The 23494-nt window shown below is 52.7% G+C and carries 23 protein-coding genes; 12 read left to right on the top strand and 11 right to left on the bottom strand.

Annotated elements, in window-relative coordinates; all coding sequences use genetic code 11:
• Positions 1–9: 9 nt before the first annotated feature.
• Complete coding sequence (locus EHW58_RS09305) at positions 10–333, bottom strand: hypothetical protein (RefSeq protein WP_152796081.1); 324 nt, start codon at positions 331–333, stop codon at positions 10–12.
• Between the two features lie 63 nt (positions 334–396).
• On the bottom strand, positions 397–954 hold the full coding sequence (locus EHW58_RS09300) for a YtfJ family protein (protein WP_046074298.1): 558 nt from the start codon (positions 952–954) through the stop codon (positions 397–399).
• 373 nt (positions 955–1327) lie between these two features.
• Between EHW58_RS09300 and EHW58_RS09295 the strand changes: the two genes are divergently transcribed.
• Positions 1328–1534 carry a DUF1107 domain-containing protein gene (locus EHW58_RS09295; RefSeq protein ID WP_025673598.1) on the top strand — a complete coding sequence of 69 codons (207 nt, stop codon included), beginning with the start codon at positions 1328–1330 and terminating at the stop codon, positions 1532–1534.
• 96 nt (positions 1535–1630) lie between these two features.
• On the opposite strand, the gene msrA is transcribed toward EHW58_RS09295, so the two are convergent.
• Complete coding sequence (msrA, locus tag EHW58_RS09290; RefSeq protein WP_369795695.1) at positions 1631–2263, bottom strand: peptide-methionine (S)-S-oxide reductase MsrA; 633 nt, start codon at positions 2261–2263, stop codon at positions 1631–1633.
• 188 nt (positions 2264–2451) lie between these two features.
• Here msrA and EHW58_RS09285 point away from each other — a divergent pair, with 188 nt between their 5' ends.
• Both EHW58_RS09285 and EHW58_RS09280 read left to right on the top strand, forming a co-directional pair.
• Complete coding sequence (locus tag EHW58_RS09285; RefSeq protein ID WP_227986297.1) at positions 2452–4155, top strand: autotransporter assembly complex family protein; 1704 nt, start codon at positions 2452–2454, stop codon at positions 4153–4155.
• A complete protein-coding gene (locus EHW58_RS09280; RefSeq protein ID WP_152796079.1) occupies positions 4152–7922 on the top strand; it encodes a translocation/assembly module TamB domain-containing protein in 3771 nt (1256 codons plus the stop codon). Before EHW58_RS09285 ends, EHW58_RS09280 begins: the two co-directional genes overlap by 4 nt.
• A 52-nt stretch (positions 7923–7974) precedes the next feature.
• On the opposite strand, the gene ppa is transcribed toward EHW58_RS09280, so the two are convergent.
• Positions 7975–8502 carry an inorganic diphosphatase gene (gene ppa / locus EHW58_RS09275; protein WP_046074295.1) on the bottom strand — a complete coding sequence of 176 codons (528 nt, stop codon included), beginning with the start codon at positions 8500–8502 and terminating at the stop codon, positions 7975–7977.
• Between the two features lie 126 nt (positions 8503–8628).
• A complete protein-coding gene (fbp, locus tag EHW58_RS09270) occupies positions 8629–9651 on the bottom strand; it encodes a class 1 fructose-bisphosphatase (protein WP_077638668.1) in 1023 nt (340 codons plus the stop codon).
• A gap of 256 nt (positions 9652–9907) precedes the next feature.
• Between fbp and mpl the strand changes: the two genes are divergently transcribed.
• Both mpl and EHW58_RS09260 read left to right on the top strand, forming a co-directional pair.
• On the top strand, positions 9908–11281 hold the full coding sequence (gene mpl, locus EHW58_RS09265; RefSeq protein WP_152796077.1) for a UDP-N-acetylmuramate:L-alanyl-gamma-D-glutamyl-meso-diaminopimelate ligase: 1374 nt from the start codon (positions 9908–9910) through the stop codon (positions 11279–11281).
• Positions 11271–11891: a flavin prenyltransferase UbiX gene (locus tag EHW58_RS09260; RefSeq protein ID WP_046074292.1), complete on the top strand. Its 621-nt coding sequence runs from the start codon at positions 11271–11273 to the stop codon at positions 11889–11891. The genes mpl and EHW58_RS09260 overlap by 11 nt, the downstream gene beginning before the upstream one ends.
• Before the next feature lie 40 nt (positions 11892–11931).
• On the opposite strand, the gene EHW58_RS09255 is transcribed toward EHW58_RS09260, so the two are convergent.
• From EHW58_RS09255 to argR, 3 genes are all read right to left on the bottom strand, one after another.
• Positions 11932–12363, bottom strand: a complete 432-nt coding sequence (locus tag EHW58_RS09255; RefSeq protein WP_069361671.1) for a universal stress protein — start codon at positions 12361–12363, stop codon at positions 11932–11934.
• Between the two features lie 59 nt (positions 12364–12422).
• Complete coding sequence (locus tag EHW58_RS09250) at positions 12423–14993, bottom strand: TRAP transporter permease (protein WP_152796075.1); 2571 nt, start codon at positions 14991–14993, stop codon at positions 12423–12425.
• Between the two features lie 292 nt (positions 14994–15285).
• Positions 15286–15756 carry a transcriptional regulator ArgR gene (gene argR, locus EHW58_RS09245; RefSeq protein ID WP_046074289.1) on the bottom strand — a complete coding sequence of 157 codons (471 nt, stop codon included), beginning with the start codon at positions 15754–15756 and terminating at the stop codon, positions 15286–15288.
• 306 nt (positions 15757–16062) lie between these two features.
• Here argR and mdh point away from each other — a divergent pair, with 306 nt between their 5' ends.
• Positions 16063–17001 (top strand): malate dehydrogenase, encoded by a 939-nt coding sequence (gene mdh / locus EHW58_RS09240; RefSeq protein WP_046074288.1) that lies wholly within the window; start codon positions 16063–16065, stop codon positions 16999–17001.
• 74 nt (positions 17002–17075) lie between these two features.
• On the opposite strand, the gene ispB is transcribed toward mdh, so the two are convergent.
• On the bottom strand, positions 17076–18047 hold the full coding sequence (gene ispB / locus EHW58_RS09235; RefSeq protein WP_152796073.1) for an octaprenyl diphosphate synthase: 972 nt from the start codon (positions 18045–18047) through the stop codon (positions 17076–17078).
• Between the two features lie 367 nt (positions 18048–18414).
• Here ispB and rplU point away from each other — a divergent pair, with 367 nt between their 5' ends.
• The 6 genes from rplU to folA all read left to right on the top strand — a co-directional run bounded on the left by rplU (position 18415) and on the right by folA (position 22266).
• A complete protein-coding gene (gene rplU, locus EHW58_RS09230) occupies positions 18415–18726 on the top strand; it encodes a 50S ribosomal protein L21 (RefSeq protein WP_046074286.1) in 312 nt (103 codons plus the stop codon).
• An 18-nt stretch (positions 18727–18744) separates the two neighbouring features.
• A complete protein-coding gene (gene rpmA / locus EHW58_RS09225; RefSeq protein WP_046074285.1) occupies positions 18745–19002 on the top strand; it encodes a 50S ribosomal protein L27 in 258 nt (85 codons plus the stop codon).
• 217 nt (positions 19003–19219) lie between these two features.
• Positions 19220–20380: an Obg family GTPase CgtA gene (gene cgtA / locus EHW58_RS09220; RefSeq protein WP_046074284.1), complete on the top strand. Its 1161-nt coding sequence runs from the start codon at positions 19220–19222 to the stop codon at positions 20378–20380.
• A gap of 145 nt (positions 20381–20525) precedes the next feature.
• A complete protein-coding gene (locus tag EHW58_RS09215; RefSeq protein ID WP_046074283.1) occupies positions 20526–21305 on the top strand; it encodes a threonine/serine exporter ThrE family protein in 780 nt (259 codons plus the stop codon).
• Positions 21302–21766, top strand: a complete 465-nt coding sequence (locus EHW58_RS09210; protein WP_046074282.1) for a threonine/serine exporter family protein — start codon at positions 21302–21304, stop codon at positions 21764–21766. The genes EHW58_RS09215 and EHW58_RS09210 overlap by 4 nt, the downstream gene beginning before the upstream one ends.
• Before the next feature lie 17 nt (positions 21767–21783).
• Positions 21784–22266: a type 3 dihydrofolate reductase gene (gene folA, locus EHW58_RS09205; RefSeq protein ID WP_046074281.1), complete on the top strand. Its 483-nt coding sequence runs from the start codon at positions 21784–21786 to the stop codon at positions 22264–22266.
• Here folA and apaH read toward each other — a convergent pair.
• Together apaH and apaG are read right to left on the bottom strand one after the other, a co-directional pair.
• Complete coding sequence (gene apaH, locus EHW58_RS09200; RefSeq protein ID WP_152796071.1) at positions 22263–23090, bottom strand: bis(5'-nucleosyl)-tetraphosphatase (symmetrical) ApaH; 828 nt, start codon at positions 23088–23090, stop codon at positions 22263–22265. The two genes, folA and apaH, sit on opposite strands and share 4 nt — an antisense overlap.
• Positions 23091–23107: 17 nt before the next feature.
• Positions 23108–23491, bottom strand: coding sequence for a Co2+/Mg2+ efflux protein ApaG (apaG, locus tag EHW58_RS09195; RefSeq protein WP_046074279.1), 384 nt, complete (start codon positions 23489–23491; stop codon positions 23108–23110).
• Positions 23492–23494 lie beyond the last annotated feature (3 nt).

The raw sequence follows: 23494 nt of genomic DNA, 5'->3' as shown, positions 1-23494 counted from the left end.
ATAAATGGGTTAAATCATTGCGGTATTTATTCGACTAGGTGGGTCGCGCGCCGAAAAGGCGATGGCGATGTGGTAAGCACGTGGTGGATTAGAAAGGGTAATAATTGCGTTGACCACATAGGTGGGCGCAGGTGCTGTGACAGCATAAGCTAAGAGGGCGGGTGGCACCAAGTGGCAGGCGCTGCAGTGCTCACTGTGATGCGTTGGAGTGAAAGTATCGAGGTGATGATACCCCCACAGCCCAGCTTGGCTGAGCAGCAAAACAAACAGCAGATGGACGATCAATCGCCGAAACATACCAACTTCCGCGCCATATAAGTAATGTGATAACATAACAATTATCATCATCAACGCCAAGTATTGAATGGCAGCGCGGGCTGTCCCCGCGCGCGGTTGTTATTGGTTGACCAGTTGGGTGACTAAGCTGACGACTTGATTCACTTCATCGGCACTTAATTTGCCTTCTTTGACAAAACGTACTGAGCCTTTGTCATCCAATACAGCAATTAACGAGCTTTCTTCTTTTAGGCGCCACGCTTCGGCAACACTGCCGTTTTCGTCGAGCACGATAGAAGACCAACTAAACTCGCGTTTACTGTCTTCGGCTGATGATTTCACAAAGCCACCGGTGCCCCACATGGCATCATCTTGGTTAATGATGGTGGTGGTTTGGTAGCGAGCGTCATCAAAGTCCGCGGCTGTGATGGCTTCCATTAACGGCGCGTTCATTTCCTTGGCACTGCTGCGTCCGGCGATAGCTTGGATCACGCGCACCTTGCCTGGCAATTGCTCGGTTTGCCAGTCTTGATAGACGATATCGTCGCCATTGAGGGTCAATTCGCCATGCTCGGCGACCTTGGCTGAAGGTAAAGGTGCACCATTTTGGATCGTGTGCGCCATACTGGTGCCAGAGAATAACGCAAAGACGAGAGCAAGTAGGGTGGTTTTTTTCATTATTAATCATCCATGTTTGTGGTCACTATTTGGCATCAGGTGCCAAGTTATCTATGGTTACGCCAGACGGTGATTTGTGCCAAGTATCTAAGGTGAATCCGTGCGCAAGATCGGAATTTTATCCGGTGATCTTAAAAAGCCTTGGCTCGTCATCGATCAAACGAGGGAACTTTTGGTGTTGTGTTGCCTCTAACACTGTGTTGGTCACCTTGGCAAGGTGGCACTTTGCTTGCTTAGCTTTGTACGCGGAGATGGTTAGATAATCTTCTGCTCTCCATGGTGGTAGCTCATATCTGCTGTGAACAGTGAATGAATCGGGTTACCGTTTCGGTCTGTTAATCAGACTTTGTTGAGAAAAAAGAAAGGGATCCTTATGCTTCGCATCTTTCGTCAATATCGACCAACCCAGATTGCGCGGTATGTGAAACGATTTTTTAAGGGCCGACTCTATATCGAAGGTGTAGGCGCGTTTGAGTTTGATGGTGGCCGTTTGCTGCCGCCGGGACACAGTGACAAACGAGCGTTATCGGTAATGACCGAGGTGAATAAAGAAATTAAAGCCATGGCCATTACCGCATAAACATCGCCACACTGAAAAAACACGTCCAACCGGACGTGTTTTTTTATGCCTCACCCTTCAGCCATGGTTGATGATGAATGGCTGAGCACCAATGGTTTACTGCGGGGGGAAACAAACACCTGTGCCACCTAAGCCGCAGTAGCCTTGCGGATTTTTGTGCAAGTACTGCTGGTGGTCAGTTTCCGCGAAATAGTACGCGCCAGCGGGTGCTATCTCAGTGGTCACCGCATCTGGCTTACCCGCCTCTCTCAATGCCGCCTGATAGGTCGCCAGACTCGCCTCGACGCTGGCTTGGTCCGCTGGATCGCAATAGTAAATTGCGGAACGATATTGCGGGCCGACGTCATTGCCTTGACGCATGCCTTGGGTCGGATCGTGGTTTTCCCAGAACACTGCAAGTAGGGTGTCTAAACTCACCACTGACGGGTCAAAAATCACGTTAACGACTTCGGCATGGCCGGTTTGCCCTGTGCACACGTCTTGATAACGCGGATGCTGGGTGACACCGCCACTGTATCCGACTGATGTCATGACTACCCCTGGCTGTTGCCACCACTTTCGCTCGGCCCCCCAAAAACAGCCCATACCAAAAATAACCTGTTTTTGACCGGCCGCTGGCGTGGCCGTGATAGGCTGATTAAATACCGCGTGCGGTTCGGTTGGAATAATAGGATCGGTGCGATCGGCTATCGCATTGTCAGGTTGGGTAAAGGAAGATTGCATCGACATAGGCATCCTTTGACTGCTGTGATGGAAAAGCGCAACGCGTGCTGCTTTGCGCGTTAATGGTTGGCGTTCAGGCATAGCTCCCGCACCTTGTGATCAACATGGTACTGGCATCCATCCCCGCTCAACACGTAATATGGCAAGATATCATCAATTTAGCCGGGCGACACCCGGGTAATGGATCTCACTGTATGAATATACGGCTACTCCCGCTATTCGCGATCGCTATCAGCTTGATGGCTAGCGTTGCTCGTGCGGATGTCGACATTGATATTGAAGGGCTAGACGGCATTGCACAAGACAACGTCGAGACCTATCTCGCGGCGATTGCCCCAGAAGAACGGGATGGCTCCTACCGATTTATAGCCCGGGTCGAAAAAGATGTGCGCAAAGCGCTGCAAGCGGTGGGTTTTTATCAACCTAAGATCACCACGCGAATGGATGAAGACGCCACGCTGGAGGTCAAGGTTGACCCAGGTAAACCCGTTCGTTTGGCACAAGTGGATGTGGTGTTCAATGGCGAAGCTAATATGGATGATGACTTTCATGCTCTCATCGCCCAAGGGCCTCAGCCGGGCGCGAGGCTCAATCACAGTGATTACGAGACGCTAAAAAGCCAGATTCAAAGTTTGGCAGTGAAAAAGGGATATTTTGATGGTCGCTTTACGCAAACGCGATTAGAGGTTGCCCCTGATCGTCAGCAGGCCTTTATTCGGCTTCACTTTGCCAGTGGTAAGCGCTATCACTTTGGTGCGATTCGCTACCAAGGTGCGCAAATTCAGTTGCAGCGTCTCGACACTTTACGTGATTTTTCCCCGGGCGAGCCGTATCGCGTGTCGGTATTGGGCGAGTTTAACCAAGCTCTCGCGAATACCGGTTGGTTCGCCAATGCCTTGGTGCAAGCGGACATGGAAGAAGCCGATGACAACGAAGTGCCGATCAAGGTAACGCTCACCCCTGAAGCACGCAACAAGTTTGAAACCGGGATTGGGTACTCCACCGACATTGGTTCGCGGTTCAAGTTTAACTGGCGAAAGCCCTGGTATAACTCACGCGGCCACAGTATCACCACATCACTGGCGATTTCTGAGCCCGAACAGACGCTAACCTCGACCTACAAGGTCCCCTTGGAGGATGTTTCCCGCGAGTATTATCAAGTGCAGTTAGGGTTACAAAATACCGATCAACGCGATACCTCCAGCCTCGAAGTGTCCACCTCTGTCTCTCGCCATTGGCTGTATGATACCGGCTGGCAACGCAGTGTCTCATTGCGCTGGCTATATGAAAACTACACCCAAGGGCAAGATGAAGACATCGTTAGCGTGGTGCTGCCTGGGATCAATTTCACTCGCACCCGCGCTCGCGGTGGGTTAATGCCGCATTGGGGAGACAAACAATCTATTACATTGGAAGCGGCTGATCTGGTTTGGCTGTCCGACATCAGCTTGGTGCGCTTACAAGGGCGGAGTGCGTGGATTCGTAGTCTCAATAAAAACCATCGCGGCTTATTACGCGTTGATGGTGGCGCTTTGATTTCTGAAGAATTTAGTGAAGCGCCACCATCGTTGCGTTTTTTCGCCGGGGGCGACAACAGCATTCGTGGCTATGCCTACGAAACTGTTTCTCGGCGTGACGATAGCGGTCAGCTCAGTGGCGCGCGCTATATGTTAACCGGTACGTTAGAGTATCAATATCGCCTCGGCGGCAACTGGTGGTGGGCGTTATTTACCGATGGCGGTGATGCGTGGACCAGTCATTTATCGTGGAAGCGTGCGGCCGGTACCGGTATTCGCTGGTCATCGCCGGTCGGCCCGATTCGTCTTGATGTCGCACATGGCTTTGATAATGACGATGATGATTTTCGTGTACACCTTACCTTGGGGCCTGAGTTATGAGTCGCTGGTTCGTCAGGCTAACGTTTATTGCGTTAATTGCTCTTTTTTCATTGGTGGGGCTGGTGGCGGCCGCACTTTTTACTCCGGTGGGTCTGCAAGTGGGCCTGTGGGGCGCGCAAAAAGCCTTGCCAGCGTTATCGGTCGATGAGGCCGAAGGCAGCCTGCTGACCGGCTTTATGCTGCAAGGGATGCGCTATAAGGATGCGCAGCTGCAACTGAACGCCAAACAGCTGAATCTTGTTATTGAGGGTAAGTGCTTACTGACGCCTGCGCTTTGTATTGACCAATTGGCCGTCGAAGGGGTCACGCTCGATATTGATTTGCCCGCGAATAAGGAGGATACATCGTCGGAAGACGTATCCACGTCGGCTATCCACGCGCCGTTGCCTATTCATGTTAATGCCTTTGTCTTTAACGAGGTGGCGATTCAGGTCGCTGGACAGTCGGTGAGTTGGCACCAACTGCAAGGTGGCGTGCATTTTGTGGGTGATACGTTAACTGTATCGCCGACCGATTGGCAGCAGTTGGTGGTGAGTCTGCCGAGCAACACCGAGCCTCAACAAAATACCGACCAAGCGGTCGGCAAACCGGATAGCGCGGTGGCAAGCACACCATGGCATTACCCGGGCTTGGAGTTACCCACGGTGGCGCTGCCGCTGGCTATCGAAGTGGAGCAGCTTCGTCTGCAAGATACGCGGATTGAAGCGGGCACAGTACAAACCCTCTCAGCGTTATCCTTGGCGGGCAGCGTTCGAGGCAGTGCGGTAACCATTGATAGCTTCTCGGTGACCGCCCCCCAAGGCACGGCAAGCCTTGCAGGTGATATTACACTCGAGGGTGAGTACCCACTGACCTTGCAAACCCAGTTGACCACTCATCTCGCCCCCCTTCAAGGCCAAGCCTTATCACTGTCGGCTTCAGGAAGCCTGGCCGCGCTTGAGCTAGGCGCGAATGCGCGCGGTCCGGTGACAGCGACGCTGGAAGGAGAGGTAAACCTGCTGGCGGCGAACTTACCTTTTGCGGTGCAATTGGATAGCGAGGCATTGACGTGGCCGCTGACGGGGGAAGCGATCGCGGCATTACGCGAGCTACAATTTCACGCCGATGGGGATTTGTCTGACTATCAGCTCGGCTTACAAACCGGTGTCGGTGGCCCTGACGTGCCAACCACTCAGCTGAGTCTTGCCGGCCAAGGCAGCCTGACGGCGCTGACCCTCTCGCAGTTGGAGGCCAACACGCTCGGCGGCAAGGTGGCTGGCCGTGCTAGCGTGGATTGGTCCAGCGTGCCTTTTTGGCAAGCTGAGTTAGGCTTTGCCAACATTCAACCTCAGCAGCAATGGCCAGAGGTGACGGGAGATTTAACCGGTGCAATCAGCCACCGTGGCCGCTTAACCGCCCAAGGCGGCTGGGATGTGTCGGTGCCCACGTTGGTGGTGCATGGCGAGTTGCAAAAACTGCCGCTAGCGGTCGCGGGCGCGCTCAATGCGTATGATCGTGATGGCGATGGTCAGCCGAGCGTGTCGACATCGGGACTGACCCTGTCACACGGCCCCAACCAAGTAACGGCGCAAGGGCAAGTGCGTGATGAGTGGCAAATGGGGCTCTCGGTCGATATTGCCGATTTGTCGCAATCCTTGCCCATGCTCACTGGTGTGATCCGCGGAGATGCACGACTGAGCGGGCCGTTTGCGCAGCCAACCGCAAAGTTGGCACTCCATGCTAAGCAGCTGCGTTGGCAAGATGTGCGCATCAATCAGCTGACGGTAGACGGCAATCTTGCCGTGAAAGACCGCTTAGGCGGTGATCTGACGGTATCGGTATTGGGCGGGCGCTATCAAACCGCGCGTTTAGATAACCTCGATTTAACCGTGCGCGGTGATGAAGCCGCCCATCAGCTGGATTTGCGCTGGCAAGGTGCTCCAGCTTCTGGCGCGCTGCGCATTGAAGGTGCATTGTCGCGAGACACAGGTTGGCAAGGAAAATTACTCGATACATCGGTGAGCGTGGAAGATCTTGGCGACATCGTGCAGCAAAGTGCAGCACCGATTACGCTCGGTTTCGCCGATATGCAAACTGAGGTTGGCGAGCATTGTTGGCAGTGGCAAGCGACGTCTTTGTGCTTATCGCAACCGGCGACAATCGGTGCGCAAGGGGAGGTGGTTGCCAAGATTGAAGGCTTTGAAGCCGCGCAAATCGCTGCCTTCTTACCGCCGGAATGGCAACTTGATACACGTGCCAATGCCGCGGTTCATGCACGCTGGCAGCCTGACGCCTCGCCGGATGTGCAAGCCTCGATTGATATCGCGGATGGTGATGTGCGCCAGCAGGCCGACACACCACTGGTGATTGGCTGGCAGCATGCCAATCTCAATGCGCGTTGGCATCAGGATAAATTGCAAGGCGCGATGGCGCTGACATTGTCCGAAGGAGGGACCCTAGCCTCGGCCTTTACCTTGACCGATCTGTTGGCGCCAAGTCGCTCCTTACTGGGGGAGGTGACGGTCAATGACGTTCAACTCGCGACACTCGAACCTTTGCTGGGTAGCGATCAGCAAGCAGATATTAATGGTGAAGTGAACGCTAACTTGCGGATGGAGGGGCCGCTGACCTTGCCGAATGTGTATGGCGGGCTGACGATTGACGCGTTGCGAGTCAAAGGCTTGGCTTCACCTGTCGATGTGAACGATGGGCGGTTAGCACTCACGGTGGATGGTAAACAAGGCAAGGTGGAAGGCGAGCTGTTGACACCGGATGGTGTGCTGGCACTTAACGGCGATGGGCAATGGCCCAGCATGGACGACTGGCGCTTTGGCTTAAACGTGGCGGGGGATACCTTACGCGTCAACGTGCCGCCCATGGTGCGGCTGGATGTGGCACCTGACCTCACGGTATCGGCAACGCCGCATGATATGACTATTCGGGGCGATATTCGTGTGCCTTGGGGGCGGATTGAAGTCGAGAATCTGCCCGAGTCTGCGATCACGGTCTCGGATGATACGGTACTGCTGAAAGAGAACTATGTGCCAGAGGATATTGAGCAAAGTGAATCTGTGCCCTTTAATTTACAGACTGATGTGCGACTGGAGCTGGGGCAAGATGTGCAATTAGCGGCGTTCGGACTGAAATCGCGTTTGGCAGGAGCGCTTAACATCAAAAACAATCAGCAAGGTGCCTTAATTGTGGGGAATGTGAGCCTGCTGGACGGTACTTACCGCTCGTTTGGCCAAGACTTGCTGATTAAAAAGGGCGAGATCTTATTCAATGGCCCCGCTGATCAGCCGTATTTGCAGGTGGAAGCGATTCGAAATCCTGAACGCATCGAAGGGGATGTCACAGCGGGGATCCGTTTAACCGGGCCCACCGATGACCCGGTTGCTGATGTGTTTATGGATCCGGCAGGCTCGCAGGCAAACGCCCTGTCTTATTTGTTACGTGGCCGCGCGCTTGATGCCGGCGCCGGTGATGCCAATATGACCTCGATGCTGATTGGCTTAGGCTTAGCGCAAAGTGGCAAGCTAGTGGGCGAAATCGGTCAAGCGTTCGGTGTGGAAGATCTCACTCTTGATACCGCTGGTGCTGGGGATGAGCAGAAAGTAGAAGTATCGGGTTATATCCTGCCCGATCTAGAGGTGAAATACGGTGTGGGGATCTTCGATGCGATAGGGGTGTTTACGGTGCGCTACCGATTGATGCAAGACCTTTATCTCGAAGCAGTCTCTGGGGTGGATCAAGCGGTGGATTTGCTCTATCAGTTTGAGATCAAATAGAGGAAAAAAGCCCGCGAAGGCTCGCGGGCTTATGTGCCATTGACGCGGAGGATTACTGCTTTGCGCGCTCAAATGATGACAGGATTTCGTCTTTTGCTGCCTGGGCATCTTCCCAGCCATCCACTTTCACCCACTTGCCTGCTTCTAGCTCTTTATAGCGCTCGAAGAAGTGCGTGATTTGGGCTTTTAGCAGCTCAGGCAGATCGTTCACGTCTTTCACGTGATCGTACTCTTTGGTTAGCTTGCTGTGCGGTACGGCGATCACTTTCGCATCTTCACCCGACTCGTCGGTCATTTTCAGCACGCCAACAGGGCGGCAGCGGATCACTGAGCCTGGTACCAATGGGAAGGGAGTGGGTACCAGCACGTCGACAGGGTCACCGTCCAACGACAAGGTGTGGTTCACATAGCCATAGTTACATGGGTAGAACATAGGCGTTGCCATGAAACGGTCAACGAAAACGGCGCCGCTGTCTTTATCGACTTCATACTTGATAGGATCGGCGTTAGCTGGGATCTCAATCACCACATAAATATCTTCAGGCAGCTCTTTGCCCGCAGGGACCTGGTTCAGGCTCATGGGATGTCCTTTTGTTTAATGAAAAAGTGTGTGCCAATTATAACCGCCAAGCGTGAAAATAACAGAGGCGACCGTGTTGGCCGCCTCTTTATCATGGAAGACTGTCGTTAGGCGTCTATTTTGCGCTTATTCGTCGTCATGATCGGGATAAGCGTCGAGATACTCCTCGACTTTATCGACCATATTGCTCGAGCCAACAAAGAATGGGACGCGCTGATGGAGCTCATTCGGAGCGATGTCCATGATTCGCTGGGTGCCATCGGTTGCTTTGCCGCCGGCTTGCTCGATAATAAACGCCATCGGGTTGCACTCATACAGCAAGCGCAGTTTGCCATTGGGGTAGGCGAGTGTGCTGGGGTAGAGGTAAATGCCGCCCTTTAGCAGGTTACGGTGAAAGTCAGCGACCAAGGAGCCAATATAACGCGACGTGTAAGGACGTTTCTCTTGTGGGACGTTTTCTTGACAGTATTTGATATATTTTTTGACGCCTTGCGGGAACTTGATGTAGTTCCCTTCGTTAATCGAGTAGATATTGCCGTCTTTAGGAATGGTCATGTTTTCGTGAGACAGGCAAAACAGGCCGAGGGACGGGTCATAAGTGAAACCATGCACACCATCACCGGTGGTGTAAACCAACATGGTCGATGAGCCGTAAATGATATAGCCGGCGGCGACTTGGCGGTGACCGGGCTGGAGAAAATCTTCTTCGGTGGGCGGTGTCCCCACAGGCGAGACGCGGTGGTAAATGGAGAAAATGGTGCCAACAGAGACGTTAACATCAATGTTAGAGGAGCCATCAAGTGGGTCAATCAACACCACATATTTGGCATTACGGTTAAGCTGTTTATTAAAAATAACCGCGTCATCTTCTTCTTCACTGGCCACGCCACACACTTGGTCGCGCGCTTCCATCGCGGCTTTAAATTTTTCGTTGGCATAGACGTCGAGTTTTTGCTGCTCTTCGCCTTGTGCGTTTTCCGTCCCAATCGCGCCGGCAATGTCGACTAAGCCGGCTTTGTTGATTTCACGGTTAACAATTTTGGCGGCCAGACGAATCGAGGCGAGAAGAGAAGATAAATCGCCGCTAGCATGCGGAAACGCGTGTTGCTTCTCAACAATGTACTCGCCGAGGGTCTTAATGTCGGGCATTCTCAATCCTTAATGATGATGAACTGTCTTTCTTGTGCAATCGGATACATGGGCAGTGGGCTGCCTCTTGAAATCGCCGCTATTCTAGCTTTCGTGACTTTTTAATCGTACTGAAGAAATGAATCAGGCGAGGGAAGTGTGATCGCGACATAAAAACCATGTCAGATGCGCGCAAGCGATAAGACCCAAGCGTTAATCCGAGGCATAATAAACGCCTGCGCCAAACGGCAGGGCAATCAACAATACAGTGAAGGTTATGCATATTCATATTTTAGGCATCTGCGGGACTTTTATGGGTGGCGCAGCCATGCTGGCAAAACAACTTGGGCACACGGTGACGGGCTCTGATAGCCATGTTTACCCACCGATGAGCACACTACTGGAGTCTCAGGGAATCGATATTATCGAAGGCTATGACCCTGCCCAACTATCGCCTACACCTGACTTAGTGGTGATTGGCAATGCCATGAGCCGAGGCAACCCTTGTGTTGAGGCGGTCCTCAATCAAGGGTTGCCTTATACCTCTGGCCCGCAATGGCTGCACGACTTTTTACTGCAAGACCGCTGGGTGCTGGCGGTATCTGGCACTCACGGAAAAACCACCACCGCGAGTATGCTGGCGTGGATTTTAGAAGACTGTGGTTATCAACCTGGCTTTTTGATTGGTGGGGTGGCGAGTAACTTTAACGCGTCGGCGCGATTAGGAGAGAGCCCGTTTTTCGTGGTGGAAGCCGATGAATATGACAGTGCGTTTTTCGATAAGCGCTCTAAGTTTATTCATTACCAACCGAAAACTTTGGTGATCAACAATCTTGAGTTCGATCATGCTGATATTTTTGATGATCTGGCGGCGATCCAGAAGCAATTCCACCATGTGATTCGCACCGTGCCAGGGATTGGGCAGATTATCGCCCCGTTAGACGATGCCAATGTCACGGATACCCTCGCCATGGGATGCTGGAGCGAGTGTGTTTATGCGGGGCCGGAGGGCCAGTGGCAGAGCATGAAAAAAGACCCGGCTGGCAGTCAATTTGACGTGTACTTTGCCGGTGAACTCGTGGGGACGGTGAGCTGGGATTTAGTCGGTGATCACAATGTGCGTAATGCGTTGATGGCCATCGCGGCAGCGCGTCATGTGGGGGTGACACCTGATTTGGCCTGCCAATCGCTCGAACGATTTATCAATACCAAGCGTCGGCTTGAGTGGCGCGGTGAGCAAGCCGGCGTCACTGTGTATGACGATTTTGCCCATCACCCAACGGCGATTCGATTAACCCTTGAGGGGGTGCGCGCGAAAGTAGGCAGTGGCCGTATTTTGGCGGTGTTAGAACCACGTTCCAATACCATGAAGCAAGGGGTTCACAAGGATACACTAGCGGCGTCGTTGGCCGGTGCGGACACGGTGTTCTTATATCAACCGCAAGGGCTAGATTGGTCGCTTGAAGCGGTGGTGGACAACTGCACGCAGCCGGCGCATATACATGACGATATTGATGCACTGGTAACTGCCCTGACTAAGCACGCCCAAGCAGGCGATACCGTGTTGGTGATGAGCAACGGCGGCTTTGGTGGCATTCATGACAAGCTGCTAACAGCTCTGGCGAGTAAGGAGGCGGTTTATGGCGGATAAACGAATAACCTTGGCGTGGACAGGCGCATCCGGTGCGCCCTACGGTCTACGTTTGCTCGAGTGCTTACTCGCACAAGATTATCAGGTTTTCTTATTGATCTCGTCGGCCGCACGTGTGGTGTTGGCGACCGAGCATGGGCTGAAGTTGCCCGCCGGGCCGGATGCGGCGAAAAAGGTGTTAGTGGAACACTTACAATGTCACACCGATAAGCTGGTGGTGTGTGGCAAAGAGGATTGGTTTTCGCCGGTCGCCTCGGGATCGGCAGCGCCCAAGCAAATGGTGGTGTGCCCCTGCTCGGCAGGTTCGTTATCGTCCATTGCCCATGGTTTGTCTGATAACCTTATCGAACGCGCGGCGGATGTGGTACTTAAAGAGCGCGGACAGTTGCTCTTGGTGGTGCGCGAGACCCCGTTTTCAACACTGCATTTAGAAAACATGCACAAGCTGTCGCAGATGGGGGTAACGATTATGCCTGCCGCGCCAGGCTTTTATCACCAGCCCCAGTCGATCGATGATTTAGTGGACTTTATGGTGGCGCGCATTTTAGATCACTTGGGGGCCGAACAAACCTTGGTGCCTCGCTGGGGCTATGACCAACGCCAGCGGTGAACAATGCTCAGGCACGCATCGACGTGCCTGAACCCTATGGTTAAGGTTTTAACACCATTACATGGACACTGGCACCTTCGAGCACTTTGGCTGCAACTGAGCCCAGCATCATTTTATTGACGCGTGAACGCTTATGGCTTGGCATCACAATCAGATCGCAGCCGATGCGCTCTGCCGTTTTAATGATCCCCTTGTAGGGCTTACCTTCTTCAACCGACACCTGACAGGCCACGTTTTCGGGGACATATTTATCCGCAAATCCTTGTAAATTGCGCTTCATGTCGCGTTTCATTTTATTGGCGGCTTCTTCAGGGAAGTAAGAGGCGACCATCGAATTGTGAATGCCGGGCAGCACAGTGAGCAGGTGTATTTTGGCCCCTGACTGGCTGGCGAGCCAAACGGCGTGATCCACGGCGGTATCTGCAAAGCTTTCGTCGTTCAAATCAACGGGAACCAATATATGTTTATACATAGCGATATCCTTTGCGCTTATAAAAGAAAGGGGCACGTGTTACCCACGTCCCCCTGTTATTAGGCTTGGCGAATACGGCGGCGTTGATTCCACCCCAACAATGCTAAGAGCAAGAGAGTAGGGACAAACACCCACTCTTTCCATGGCCGGACATTATCAACCGTCACCGTTTTGATTTGCCAGTCAAAATCGATGCCCGCTTTGTCAGCGTCACTGCCAAACTGGATCATATCCACCAACAACTTGTCATCTTCCTCACGAAGCATTAAGCCTGTGTCGTTAATGCGGGCTTCACCGCTTTCAAGGCTATGATCCACGGGCAGAACCACGTGTTTGGAGACTTGCTCACCAAAGAAGTTTTCCCCTTCCACTTCAAGCTGCAGCGGTTTTCCTTCTGGTAGCTGCTCCGCTACACGGGTGATCTCTGTGCCTGGGAAGCTGGTGGTCGGTGGATACACTTCGTCCCACCAAAACCCTGGGCGGAAGAGGGAGAAGGTGATTAACAACAGCAGTGCGGTTTCCCACCATTTGTTCTTGGTCATCCACCAACCTTGTGTCGCGGCAGAAAAAGCCAGCATGGCTATTGTCGCCGACACAATGGTCAAAATCAGGTGGAAGGGGCCATCGAGATCGAGCAACAACAACTGAGTGTTGAAGATAAACATAAATGGCAGGATGGCGGTGCGAATATCGTAGGTGAAACCTTGCACACCGGTGCGGATGGGGTCGGATTTAGCGATCGCTGCCGCCGCAAAGGCAGCCAGCCCCACCGGGGGCGTGTCATCGGCAAGGATACCAAAGTAGAACACGAATAAGTGTACCGCGATCAGTGGAATAATTAGCCCCTGCTGTGCGCCCAAGGTAACAATGACCGGCGCCATCAGGGTGGAGACCACGATATAGTTGGCGGTAGTCGGCAGTCCCATCCCTAATAGCAAGCTGATCACCGCGGTGAACAGCAGCATCAGGAAGATGTTACCGCCGGAGATGAACTCGACGAAGTCTGTCATTACCAAGCCGATACCAGTGAGTGTCACCGTACCCACCACGATCCCGGCCGCTGCGGTGGCGACACCGATACCGATCATGTTGCGCGCACCAGTAACAAAGGCCTCAGCTAAGTCTGTCACCCCGTCGCGGATCTCTTCTTTAAAGTTGGTACGCTGGTTGAAGTAGGCAATCAGCGGGCGCTGGGTGAGAATGATAAAAATCATAAACACCGTCGCCCAAAATGCAGACAGGCCTGGTGAGAAGCGCTCGACGGTCAAGCACCATACCAATACGCCGATTGGCAGCAGGTAGTACAAGCCTGAACGCACGGTGGGGCCCGGCTCTGGCACTTCGGACAAATCGGCCGCCGCGGGGTCTTCCGCTGCTTGCGATTTATACTGGGCGGAGTAGCGTACTAAAAGTACATAAGCCACCAAGGTGAGGATACCGATGACCACGGTTGCCATAGCGCCAAACACATCCTTGGTCCAACCAATGCCGTAGTAAACCGCAGCACTGAGCACCAGCAAGCCGACAAATACCGTCATGAACGAGAACAGTTTTTGTAATACCGTGCTGGTATGGCGGCGTGGTAAGCCTTCCATACCGGCTTTACAAGCCTCTAGGTGCACGATGTAAATTAGCGCAATATAAGAGATCAGTGCAGGGAGTAGCGCGGCTTTAATCACCTCGACGTAGGAAATCCCCACGTATTCCACCATCAAGAATGCGGCAGCGCCCATAATCGGCGGAGTCAGCTGGCCATTGGTCGACGCGGCAACCTCCACCGCCCCGGCTTTATGGCTCGGGAAACCCACGCGTTTCATCAGTGGAATGGTGAAAGTCCCGGTGGTGACGACGTTGGCAATCGATGAGCCCGAGACCAAGCCTGAGAGGCCAGAGGCCACGACCGCGGCTTTCGCAGGACCGCCGCGCATATGGCCTAATAGTGAGAAGGCCACTTTAATAAAATAGCCACCGGCGCCGGCACGGTCGAGGAGTGCGCCGAAGAGCACAAACAGAAAGACGAAAGAGGTGGACACCCCCAGTGCTACGCCAAAGACGCCTTCAGTCGTCAGCCACAAGTGTGACATGGCTTTGTTCAAGCTTGCCCCTTTGTGAGCGATGACATCCGGCATGTAGGGGCCGGCAAAGGTATAGAGTAAGAAGACACCAGCCACCACCATCAATGGGGGGCCAAGGGCGCGGCGTGTTGCTTCCAACATCAGAATCATGCCGATGGCGGCAACCGTGATATCAAACGAGGTGTAAGCACCAGCGCGATCAGCAAGCTGATTGTAAAAAAGGAAGAGATAACCTGCGGCTAAACTGCCTACGAGCGCAAAAACCCAATCGAGCAAGGGAACGCGATCACGGGGTGAGGTTTTACGCGCGGGATAAGCGGTATAAGCCAAAAACATTGCGAACGCTAAATGGAGCGAACGTGCTTCGGTATTATTGAGTACGCCAAAGTCGAGCGCAAAAGGTAGCGGTGACGCATACCAAAGCTGAAAAAGGGACCAGCAAAGTGGTACCAGCCAAAGAATACGTCCTGATAGTCCATGCGGTGATCGTGCGCCTGTGTCTGCTTGCGCCACCATGTCTTGCACATCAGGAGACGATTGATGTGTCTTCGTCATGCAGTTTGTCCTTATTATCATATGCACCGCTGATGCGGCTACAGTGTCCCGAGAAATGCATACCCGGCTGCGTCACTCTCCATGAGCGACTCGCCTGTCTGCAGCCCACTGCTACGTTCGCAGTATAATTGACGTTTAACGAAAGCGTGAACAGTGTGTGGCAGCTAAAAGCAGATAGTAACAGAGGGGTATCAAAAAATTAAAACGATGTTATCGCTTTTGCTTTCGTTGTGGCGACTCAAAAGTAAGACAGGGCAGGTAGGCAGCGGCTTCACGCTGCCTGATAAAGGAATCAATAATGATATTCAAAGAGATCACACACGGCCTCAAATAAGGCTTCTGTGCTGGTACCGCGGGTGGGTGTGATAAAGATGGTGTCGTCTCCAGCCACTGCTCCTAGGATACCTTCAGCCTTGCCCAGAGAGTCAAGTAGGCGAGCGATGAGTTGCGCCGCCCCTGGCCCCGTATGGATCACCACCACAGCCTCATTATAGTCAATTTCCATCACCAGCTCGCGCAAGGCGCTGCCAGTGGTTGGGACACCGAGTTCAATCGGTAAGCAATAGACCATTTCCATTTTGGCGTTGCGGGTACGCACAGCGCCGAACTTGGTCAACATGCGTGATACTTTCGACTGGTTGATGCCCTCAAATCCTTGAGCACGTAGGGCTTCGACAATCTCACCCTGAGAACTGAACTTTTCTTCTTTGAGGATCGCTTTAAACGCTCGAACCAATTGGTCTTGTTTTTCTGAGTTACGCATGACGGCAGACTCGCAATGACAAACGAGTGGCTATTTTGCATATACATGCAACGAGGGGCAATCACTGAGGGTGTAAAATGGCGACAATATCACTGTTGCTGACCAGACACCCCGCGACAACGAAAGGGTGGGGGAAAGGGAGAGCGAAAAAATGAGAGCTTAGGCTGATCATCACCGCCTGAGGCTTGAGTGGGGGTAGGGGCGGGCATATGATGAAGCAACAGTTCGCACCATTGATGGGCGATTTGTGCCCGAACAGAAGCCGGACCGGATCCGGACTATAAGAAATATCGAAAGGAGAACGACATGAAAGTTGCTGTGATTGGCGCCGCGGGAGGCATTGGTCAGGCTCTAGCCCTACTGCTAAAAAACAATTTACCAGCCGGTTCCGACCTGGCTTTGTATGATATCGCTCCTGTTACGCCAGGTGTGGCGGTTGACCTCAGTCATATCCCCACGCCGGTCACCATCAAAGGCTACAGCGGCGAAGACCCAACGCCAGCACTTGATGGGGCTGATGTGGTATTAATCTCTGCGGGGGTGGCCCGTAAGCCGGGTATGGATCGCTCTGACTTGTTCAATGTAAATGCCGGGATTGTTAAGTCATTGGCGGAAAAAATCGCCGATGTCTGTCCAAAAGCCTGCGTAGGCATTATCACTAACCCAGTGAACACCACGGTGGCGATTGCCGCGGATGTGCTGAAAGCCAAGGGCGTGTATGACAAAAACAAACTGTTTGGCGTGACCACGCTGGATGTGATCCGCTCTGAAGCCTTTATCGGTGAGCTGAAAGGCATGGATCCACGCGAAGTGTCTATTCCTGTTATCGGTGGCCACTCGGGCGTGACCATTCTGCCGCTATTGTCGCAAGTAAAAGGGGTGACGTTTAGCCAAGAAGAGGTTGAAGCCTTGACCCCACGCATTCAAAACGCTGGCACCGAAGTGGTGGAAGCCAAAGCCGGTGGTGGTTCTGCGACCTTGTCGATGGGTCAGGCTGCATGCCGTTTTGGTCTATCGCTGGTCCGTGCCCTGCAAGGCGAACAAAACGTGGTGGAATGCGCGTACGTTGAAGGCAGTGGCGAGCATGCCCGTTTCTTTGCTCAACCTGTACGTCTAGGCAAAGAAGGGGTCGACGAGATCCTAAGCATCGGTGAGCTCAGTGCGTATGAGCAACAAGCGATGGACAAGATGCTAGAAACGTTGCGTAAAGATATTAAAATGGGCGAAGAGTTCGCGGCAAAATAGTGGGCAATTCGACATTGGTGAGAGAAGCGGCGCAACAGCGCCGCTTTTTATTTTGGCTAGGGGCTTATATTGAGCTAGGTGTTGCGGTCAACCGCTAAATGCGCCAACGCCACTAAGGCGTGTTTATACGGGGTATCTGGCAGCGTATCGAGCGCACGGATCGCTTTTTCTGATTCCTGCTCGGCACGTTTTCGCGTATAGGCGAGAGAGCCGCAGGCGTCCATACAGGCCAGAATCGCCTCGAGTTTATCGCGGCCATTGCCTTTTTCGATGGCGGTACGGATCATCGCCGACTCTGCCTCAGACCCATGTTGCATGGCGTGCAACAAAGGCAATGTTGGTTTGCCTTCGGCGAGATCATCGCCCGTTTGCTTACCCATTTCATCGTCAGCGCTGGTGTAGTCAATCACATCATCAATTAACTGGAACGCCGTCCCGAGGTAACGGCCATAGTCTTGAAGGGCTTTCTCCGTCTCCGCGTCCGCCTCGTTAAGAATCGCGCCAATCTGGGTGGCTGATTCAAACAAGCGCGCCGTTTTAGAGTAGATCACCTGCATGTAACTGGTTTCTGTGGTATCAGGGTCGTTACAATTCATCAATTGCAGCACTTCCCCCTCAGCGATCACATTGGTAGCCTCACTCATTAAGTCCAGAATGCGTAACGAGCGCAGGCTGGTCATCATTTGAAACGAGCGGGTATAAATGTAGTCACCGACTAACACACTGGCCGCATTACCAAACAAGGCATTGGCCGTTGCGTTACCGCGACGCAAATCGGATTCATCGACCACGTCATCATGGAGCAAGGTGGCGGTGTGAATAAACTCAATAAACGCGGCGGCGGTGGTATGTTTGTCACCGTGATAACCAAGCGCACGCGCCGCTAATACAGCGAGCATCGGGCGCAGTCGTTTACCACCGCTATTGACGATGTAAAAGCCGAGCTGATTGATTAGCGCGACATCAGAGTTTAGCTGGGCGAGGATCTTTTGATCGACCAGCGCCATGTCGTCACTAATTAAGGCTTGGATTGATTTGAAATCCATGAATATATCCGGGCGTTGTCCTAGTTACTTGCCTGCCGAGCTAACGAAATAAATCACAACTCACTAGCAGCAAGAGGCGAAATATTGCATGTTAATACGTTCAGAATGGCGTGAAACCTTCGTCAGTATCGGCACCAGAGCGGGTATTTAGCTTCGCATAGTACACCAGATGACAGGCGACGAGATAGCGCTCACACAGGGAAAATGTGCGGGAATTAATGCTGAGCACCTTTTCACCAATTTTCTTGCTTTCCCCTCTTGCCTCAAATCAATTTCTGCCGTAGAATTCGCGCCCTATTGATGAATTATATGCGCACCCCTTGTTGCTTAATAATGCAGCAGGCCGTGCGGAAATGCGGAGTAAAACATGTACGCAGTTTTCCAAAGTGGTGGTAAGCAACACCGAGTAAGCGAAGGCCAGACTATTCGCTTGGAAAAGCTAGACGTTGAAACTGGCGCAAGTGTAGAACTTGACAAAGTATTGCTAGTGGCAAACGGCGAAGACGTTAAAGTTGGCGCGCCTTTTGTTAGCGGTGCAAAAGTAACAGCAGAAGTTGTTACTCACGGTCGCGGCGATAAAGTGAATATCGTTAAGTTCCGTCGTCGTAAACATTCTCGCAAGCACATGGGCCACCGTCAGTGGTTCACTGAAGTCAAAATCACTGGCATCAGCGCTTAAGAGTAGGAGAGAGAAGAGATGGCACACAAAAAAGCTGGCGGTTCTACTAAAAACGGCCGCGATTCAGAAAGTAAACGCCTAGGTGTTAAACGCTTCGGTGGTGAGTCTGTACTAGCAGGTAACATCATCGTTCGTCAACGTGGTACTAAATTCCACGCAGGCAATAACGTAGGTTGCGGTAAAGACCACACTCTATTCGCTCTGTCTGATGGCAAAGTGAAATTTGAGACCAAAGGTCGTCATAACCGTAAATTCGTTACTATCGAAGCTGAATAAGCTTCAACGCCAAGCGAATTTTTGAAGCCCTGCCTTTTGGCGGGGCTTTTTATTGTGTCTGGTGATCACCGGTCAGTGAGCGTCTGATCAGAGCAGCACAGAAAAGCGGTCAAAACAGAAAAATGATCCTAAGATCGATAAGATCGCCATTCACTAATCTGGGATAAAACTAATTGCAATAAACGTGCGTTTTAGCGATTGGTGCGGAGAAGTTAGCATGAAGTTTGTAGATGAAGCGATTATTCGCGTCGATGCCGGAGACGGGGGCAATGGCACCGTTAGCTTCCGGCGGGAAAAATATGTCCCTAAAGGGGGCCCAGATGGCGGTGATGGCGGCGATGGTGGTGACGTCTATCTGCTGGCCGACGAAAACCTGAATACCCTGATCGATTACCAGTTTGAGCGCTTTCATTCTGCGGCTCGTGGCGAAAACGGTCGCGGTGGCAACTGTACCGGTAAACGGGGCGACGACTTGGTGCTGAATGTTCCGGTGGGCACGCGCGCCATCGATGAAGATACCGGTGAAGTGATTGCCGATTTAACCGAGCATGGCATGCAGGTAATGGTGGCCAAAGGCGGGTTTCACGGCTTAGGCAATACCCGATTTAAGTCGTCCATCAACCGCGCCCCACGACAAAAAACCATGGGAACCAAAGGCGAAGTTCGTCAGCTGCGTTTGGAGTTGTTGCTGTTGGCTGATGTGGGGATGTTGGGCTTGCCGAATGCGGGTAAATCCACCTTTATTCGTGCGGTATCCGCGGCGAAACCGAAAGTGGCTGATTATCCTTTTACCACCTTGGTGCCAAGCTTAGGCGTGGTCCGTGTAGCGGCTGACAAGAGCTTTGTGGTGGCCGATATTCCAGGCCTGATTGAAGGTGCGGCGGATGGCGCTGGGTTGGGTATCCGCTTCTTGAAGCACCTAGAGCGTTGCCGCGTCTTATTGCACATGATTGACTTGCTGCCCGTGGATGGTACCGATCCGGTCGATAACGCGTTCACCATTATTGATGAGCTGAACCAATACAGCGAAAAGCTGGCGGATAAACCGCGTTGGTTGGTGTTTAATAAAGTGGATTTGATGCCGGAAGACGAGGCGCAGGCGCAGATTGACCGCGTGCTTGAGGCATTGGCGTGGGATGACAAATACTATGCGATATCTGCGATTAATAAAGCGAACGTCCAACCGCTTATTTACGATCTGATGGCGTCGATTGAAGCGCTACCCGCGCCGAAACCTGAAGTTGAGCCGGAAGATGAGACAGTGGCGTTTAAGTGGGATGATCACCACGAACAGCAGCTCAATCAAAGTGATGACGACGATGATTGGGACGACTGGAACGAAGACGACTACGATGTCGAGATCATCTACAAGCCTTAATCTTATAAAGCCGTTACTGTTGTAGCGGCTTTTGTTATCTCCGACGTGGCGATAATCTGAGCACAACTTTATTTGCATCAAAGACCGAGATGACGCTGTGGTGAATACTGCGAGTAGATAAGCGTAACGAAGAGGGATTTTTGAGGTGGGAAAGCGGTTAACCGAACCAGAGCAACGGGCCATATCGCGTCTGGTGATTGAAGTCGGCCAGCGGCTATTACAGCATGGTGCGGAAAGTAAACTCGTCAGTGATGTGAGTATCCGTTTAGGGCGGGCGCTAGGGCTCGATAGCGTTGAACTGGCGTTATCGGCGAGCTCCTTAGTGGTCACCACACTCAGTCAAGGTCACTGCATTACCACCGCCAGACGTTGTCCCGATCGCGGGATTAATATGAAAGTGGTGACCGATATCCAGCGCACGGTCATTTTGGCCGAGAAAGGGATCCTCGACGCCTTGGCGGTACGTAAGCGCTTGAGCCGGATTGAGCCCTTTCGTTACCCACCTTGGCTCGTGGTGGGGATGATAGGGTTATCGTGTGCGGCCTTTAGTCGTTTAGCGGGCGGTGATGCGGTGGTGTTTGCACTCACGTTTATCGCCTCTGCCACCGGTATGCGGGTACGCCAGTTGATAGCTCACCGTCAATTTAATCCGCTTCTCACTTTCGCGGTCACCGCCATGGTCACCACCTTGATATCCAGTGTGGGGACCATAATGCATTGGGGCAATGAACCCTTCCTCATCATGGCCTCATCAGTCTTAATGTTGGTACCTGGCTACCCGTTGATAAATGCGGTATCAGACATGGTCAAAGGCTTTGTCGATATGGGTATCGCACGCTGGACGATGGCATCCTTGCTCACCTTGGCAACAGCATTAGGCATTGTCGGTGCTATGAGTCTCGTGGGGGCGTGGGGATGGTTATGAGTTTATTGCTCGCCTTACTGGAAGATATGTTTTTTGCCATGATCCCTGCGGTGGGGTTTGCATTAGTGTTCAATGTACCGGTTAAGGCGCTCAAATACTGTGCTTATGGCGGTGCCGTGGGGCATGGCTTACGCTTTTTACTGATGGAGTCTGGTGTCGCGATTGAATGGGCTACGCTGGCAGGGGCGACCACGATTGGCTTTTTAGGTGTGTACTGGTCGCAGCGCTTTTTGGCGCATCCCAAGGTGTTTACCGTGGCAGCGATCATCCCGATGATCCCCGGCGTTTACGCGTTTAAAGCGATGATTGCGTTGGTAACCATCAACAATCAAGGCTATAGCCCTGCTTTATGGGCGAGCCTTATCGAAAACCTCACCACAGCCGGCTTTATTCTCTCGGCATTGGCCATTGGTCTTGCGATGCCCGGGTTATTGTTTTATCGTCGCCGACCAGTGATTTAAGGAAAAAGGCACCTAGAATGCGCATCAGTTTAGTTGCTGCGATGGCAAACGATCGAGTGATTGGCAAGAATAACCAAATGCCGTGGCATTTGCCGGCGGATTTAGCGTGGTTTAAACGCACCACCCTTGGTCACCCTGTGGTGATGGGGCGTAAAACCTTTGAGTCGATCGGTCGTCCGCTGCCCAAACGACCGAACATTGTGATCAGCCGTGACCCTGACTTTCAGCCAGAGGGCGTCACAGTGGTGAGCTCGCCAGAGCAAGCGCTTGAAACCGTGGTCGAGTATGAGGAGGTCATGGTGATTGGTGGCGGTACCATTTATCAGGCGTTTTTGCCCCGTGCTGACCGTTTGTACCTGACCTTTATCGATCTCGACGTCGACGGCGACACCCGCTTCCCGCAGTGGGGAGAAGGGTGGGTGAAAACAGAGGTCGGCGCCCATCCTGTGGATGAAAAAAACGCCTACCCCGTCACTTTTACTGTCTGGGATCGTGCCTAAGTGGCGCTATTGTCTGCCGCTAACGTAAAGCAGGCTTTATCTTCCCAACGAAGGAGCGTGAGCTTACCGCCCCATACGCACCCAGTATCTAGCCCATAAAGCTTGGGCTGGATGGTGCCATTTAACGCCGCCCAATGGCCAAACACCACCGACTGATCAAGCGGCTGGCGCGCCGGCACCTCAAACCAAGGTAACAAACCACTGTCTTCGGCCTGGTTGGGCGGCAATTTGCATTGCATATCAAGGCGGCCATCTGGGAAACAAAAACGCATGCGGGTAAAGCTATTGATGATATAGCGATAGCGGTCAAGCCCGGTGAGTGTTGGATCCCACTGATTGGGGCTGTCGGCATACATGTTTTCTAGCAACCAGCGCTGATCATCACTGCGCAATATCGCTTCTACCTCGCGAGCACAGGCGATCGCTGTCTTTTTATCCCATTGCGGGCTAACCCCGGCATGGGTGAGTAAAAAGCCACCGTCTGGCGCGGAGACATCCATCAGAAGCGGTTGCTGAGACAACCAGCCGAGGAGTTGCTCCCTATCTGGCGCATCGAGAATGGGCTGGGTGTTGTCTTTGGCTTTGACCGGTTTTATGCCATGGGCAACGGCCAGTAAATGTAAGTCATGGTTACCCAAGACAACCTGAGCTGCGTCACCGAGCTGATAAAAGTAACGTAATACGCCAAGGGAATCTGGCCCACGTGCGACCAAATCCCCAACTGAGTACAAAGTGTCTTTATCTGGGGAAAACCCGACTTGGGTGAGAAGCGCATCTAATGTGCGCTCACAGCCATGGATATCCCCGACAAGATAGGTCGCCATATGCCTCCCTGTTGGGGTTAGTGGAGAATGTTTGGCAGCGCGAGACGAAACGGTGCGATGTCGACTTTAAATGACTGATCGTCTTGACCTTGCATGGTATAAAAACCTTGCATCACACCCACAGGGGTCTCGATGATGGTGCCACTGGTGTAGGTGTATTTTTCCCCCGCGGCAATCTTGGGTTGCTCGCCGACAACGCCTTCTCCTTCTATTTCTAGCTCTTTACCATTGGCATCGGTAATGAGCCATTTTCTGCGCATAAGTTGCGCAGGGGCATCGCCGCGGTTTTCAATGGTGACGGTATAAGAGAAGACAAAACGCTCATTGTCAGGCTCTGATTGGTCTTCCACGTATTGGGTCGCGACGTGAATCTCGAATTGCGATTGTTCAGTGGCTTGCAAATC

Source organism: Salinivibrio sp. VYel1, from assembly GCF_009377945.1.
Classification (GTDB): Bacteria; Pseudomonadota; Gammaproteobacteria; order Enterobacterales; family Vibrionaceae; genus Salinivibrio; species Salinivibrio siamensis.
The sequence above is the reverse complement of the archived record's forward strand: the minus strand, read 5'-3'. Positions and strand labels throughout refer to the sequence as shown.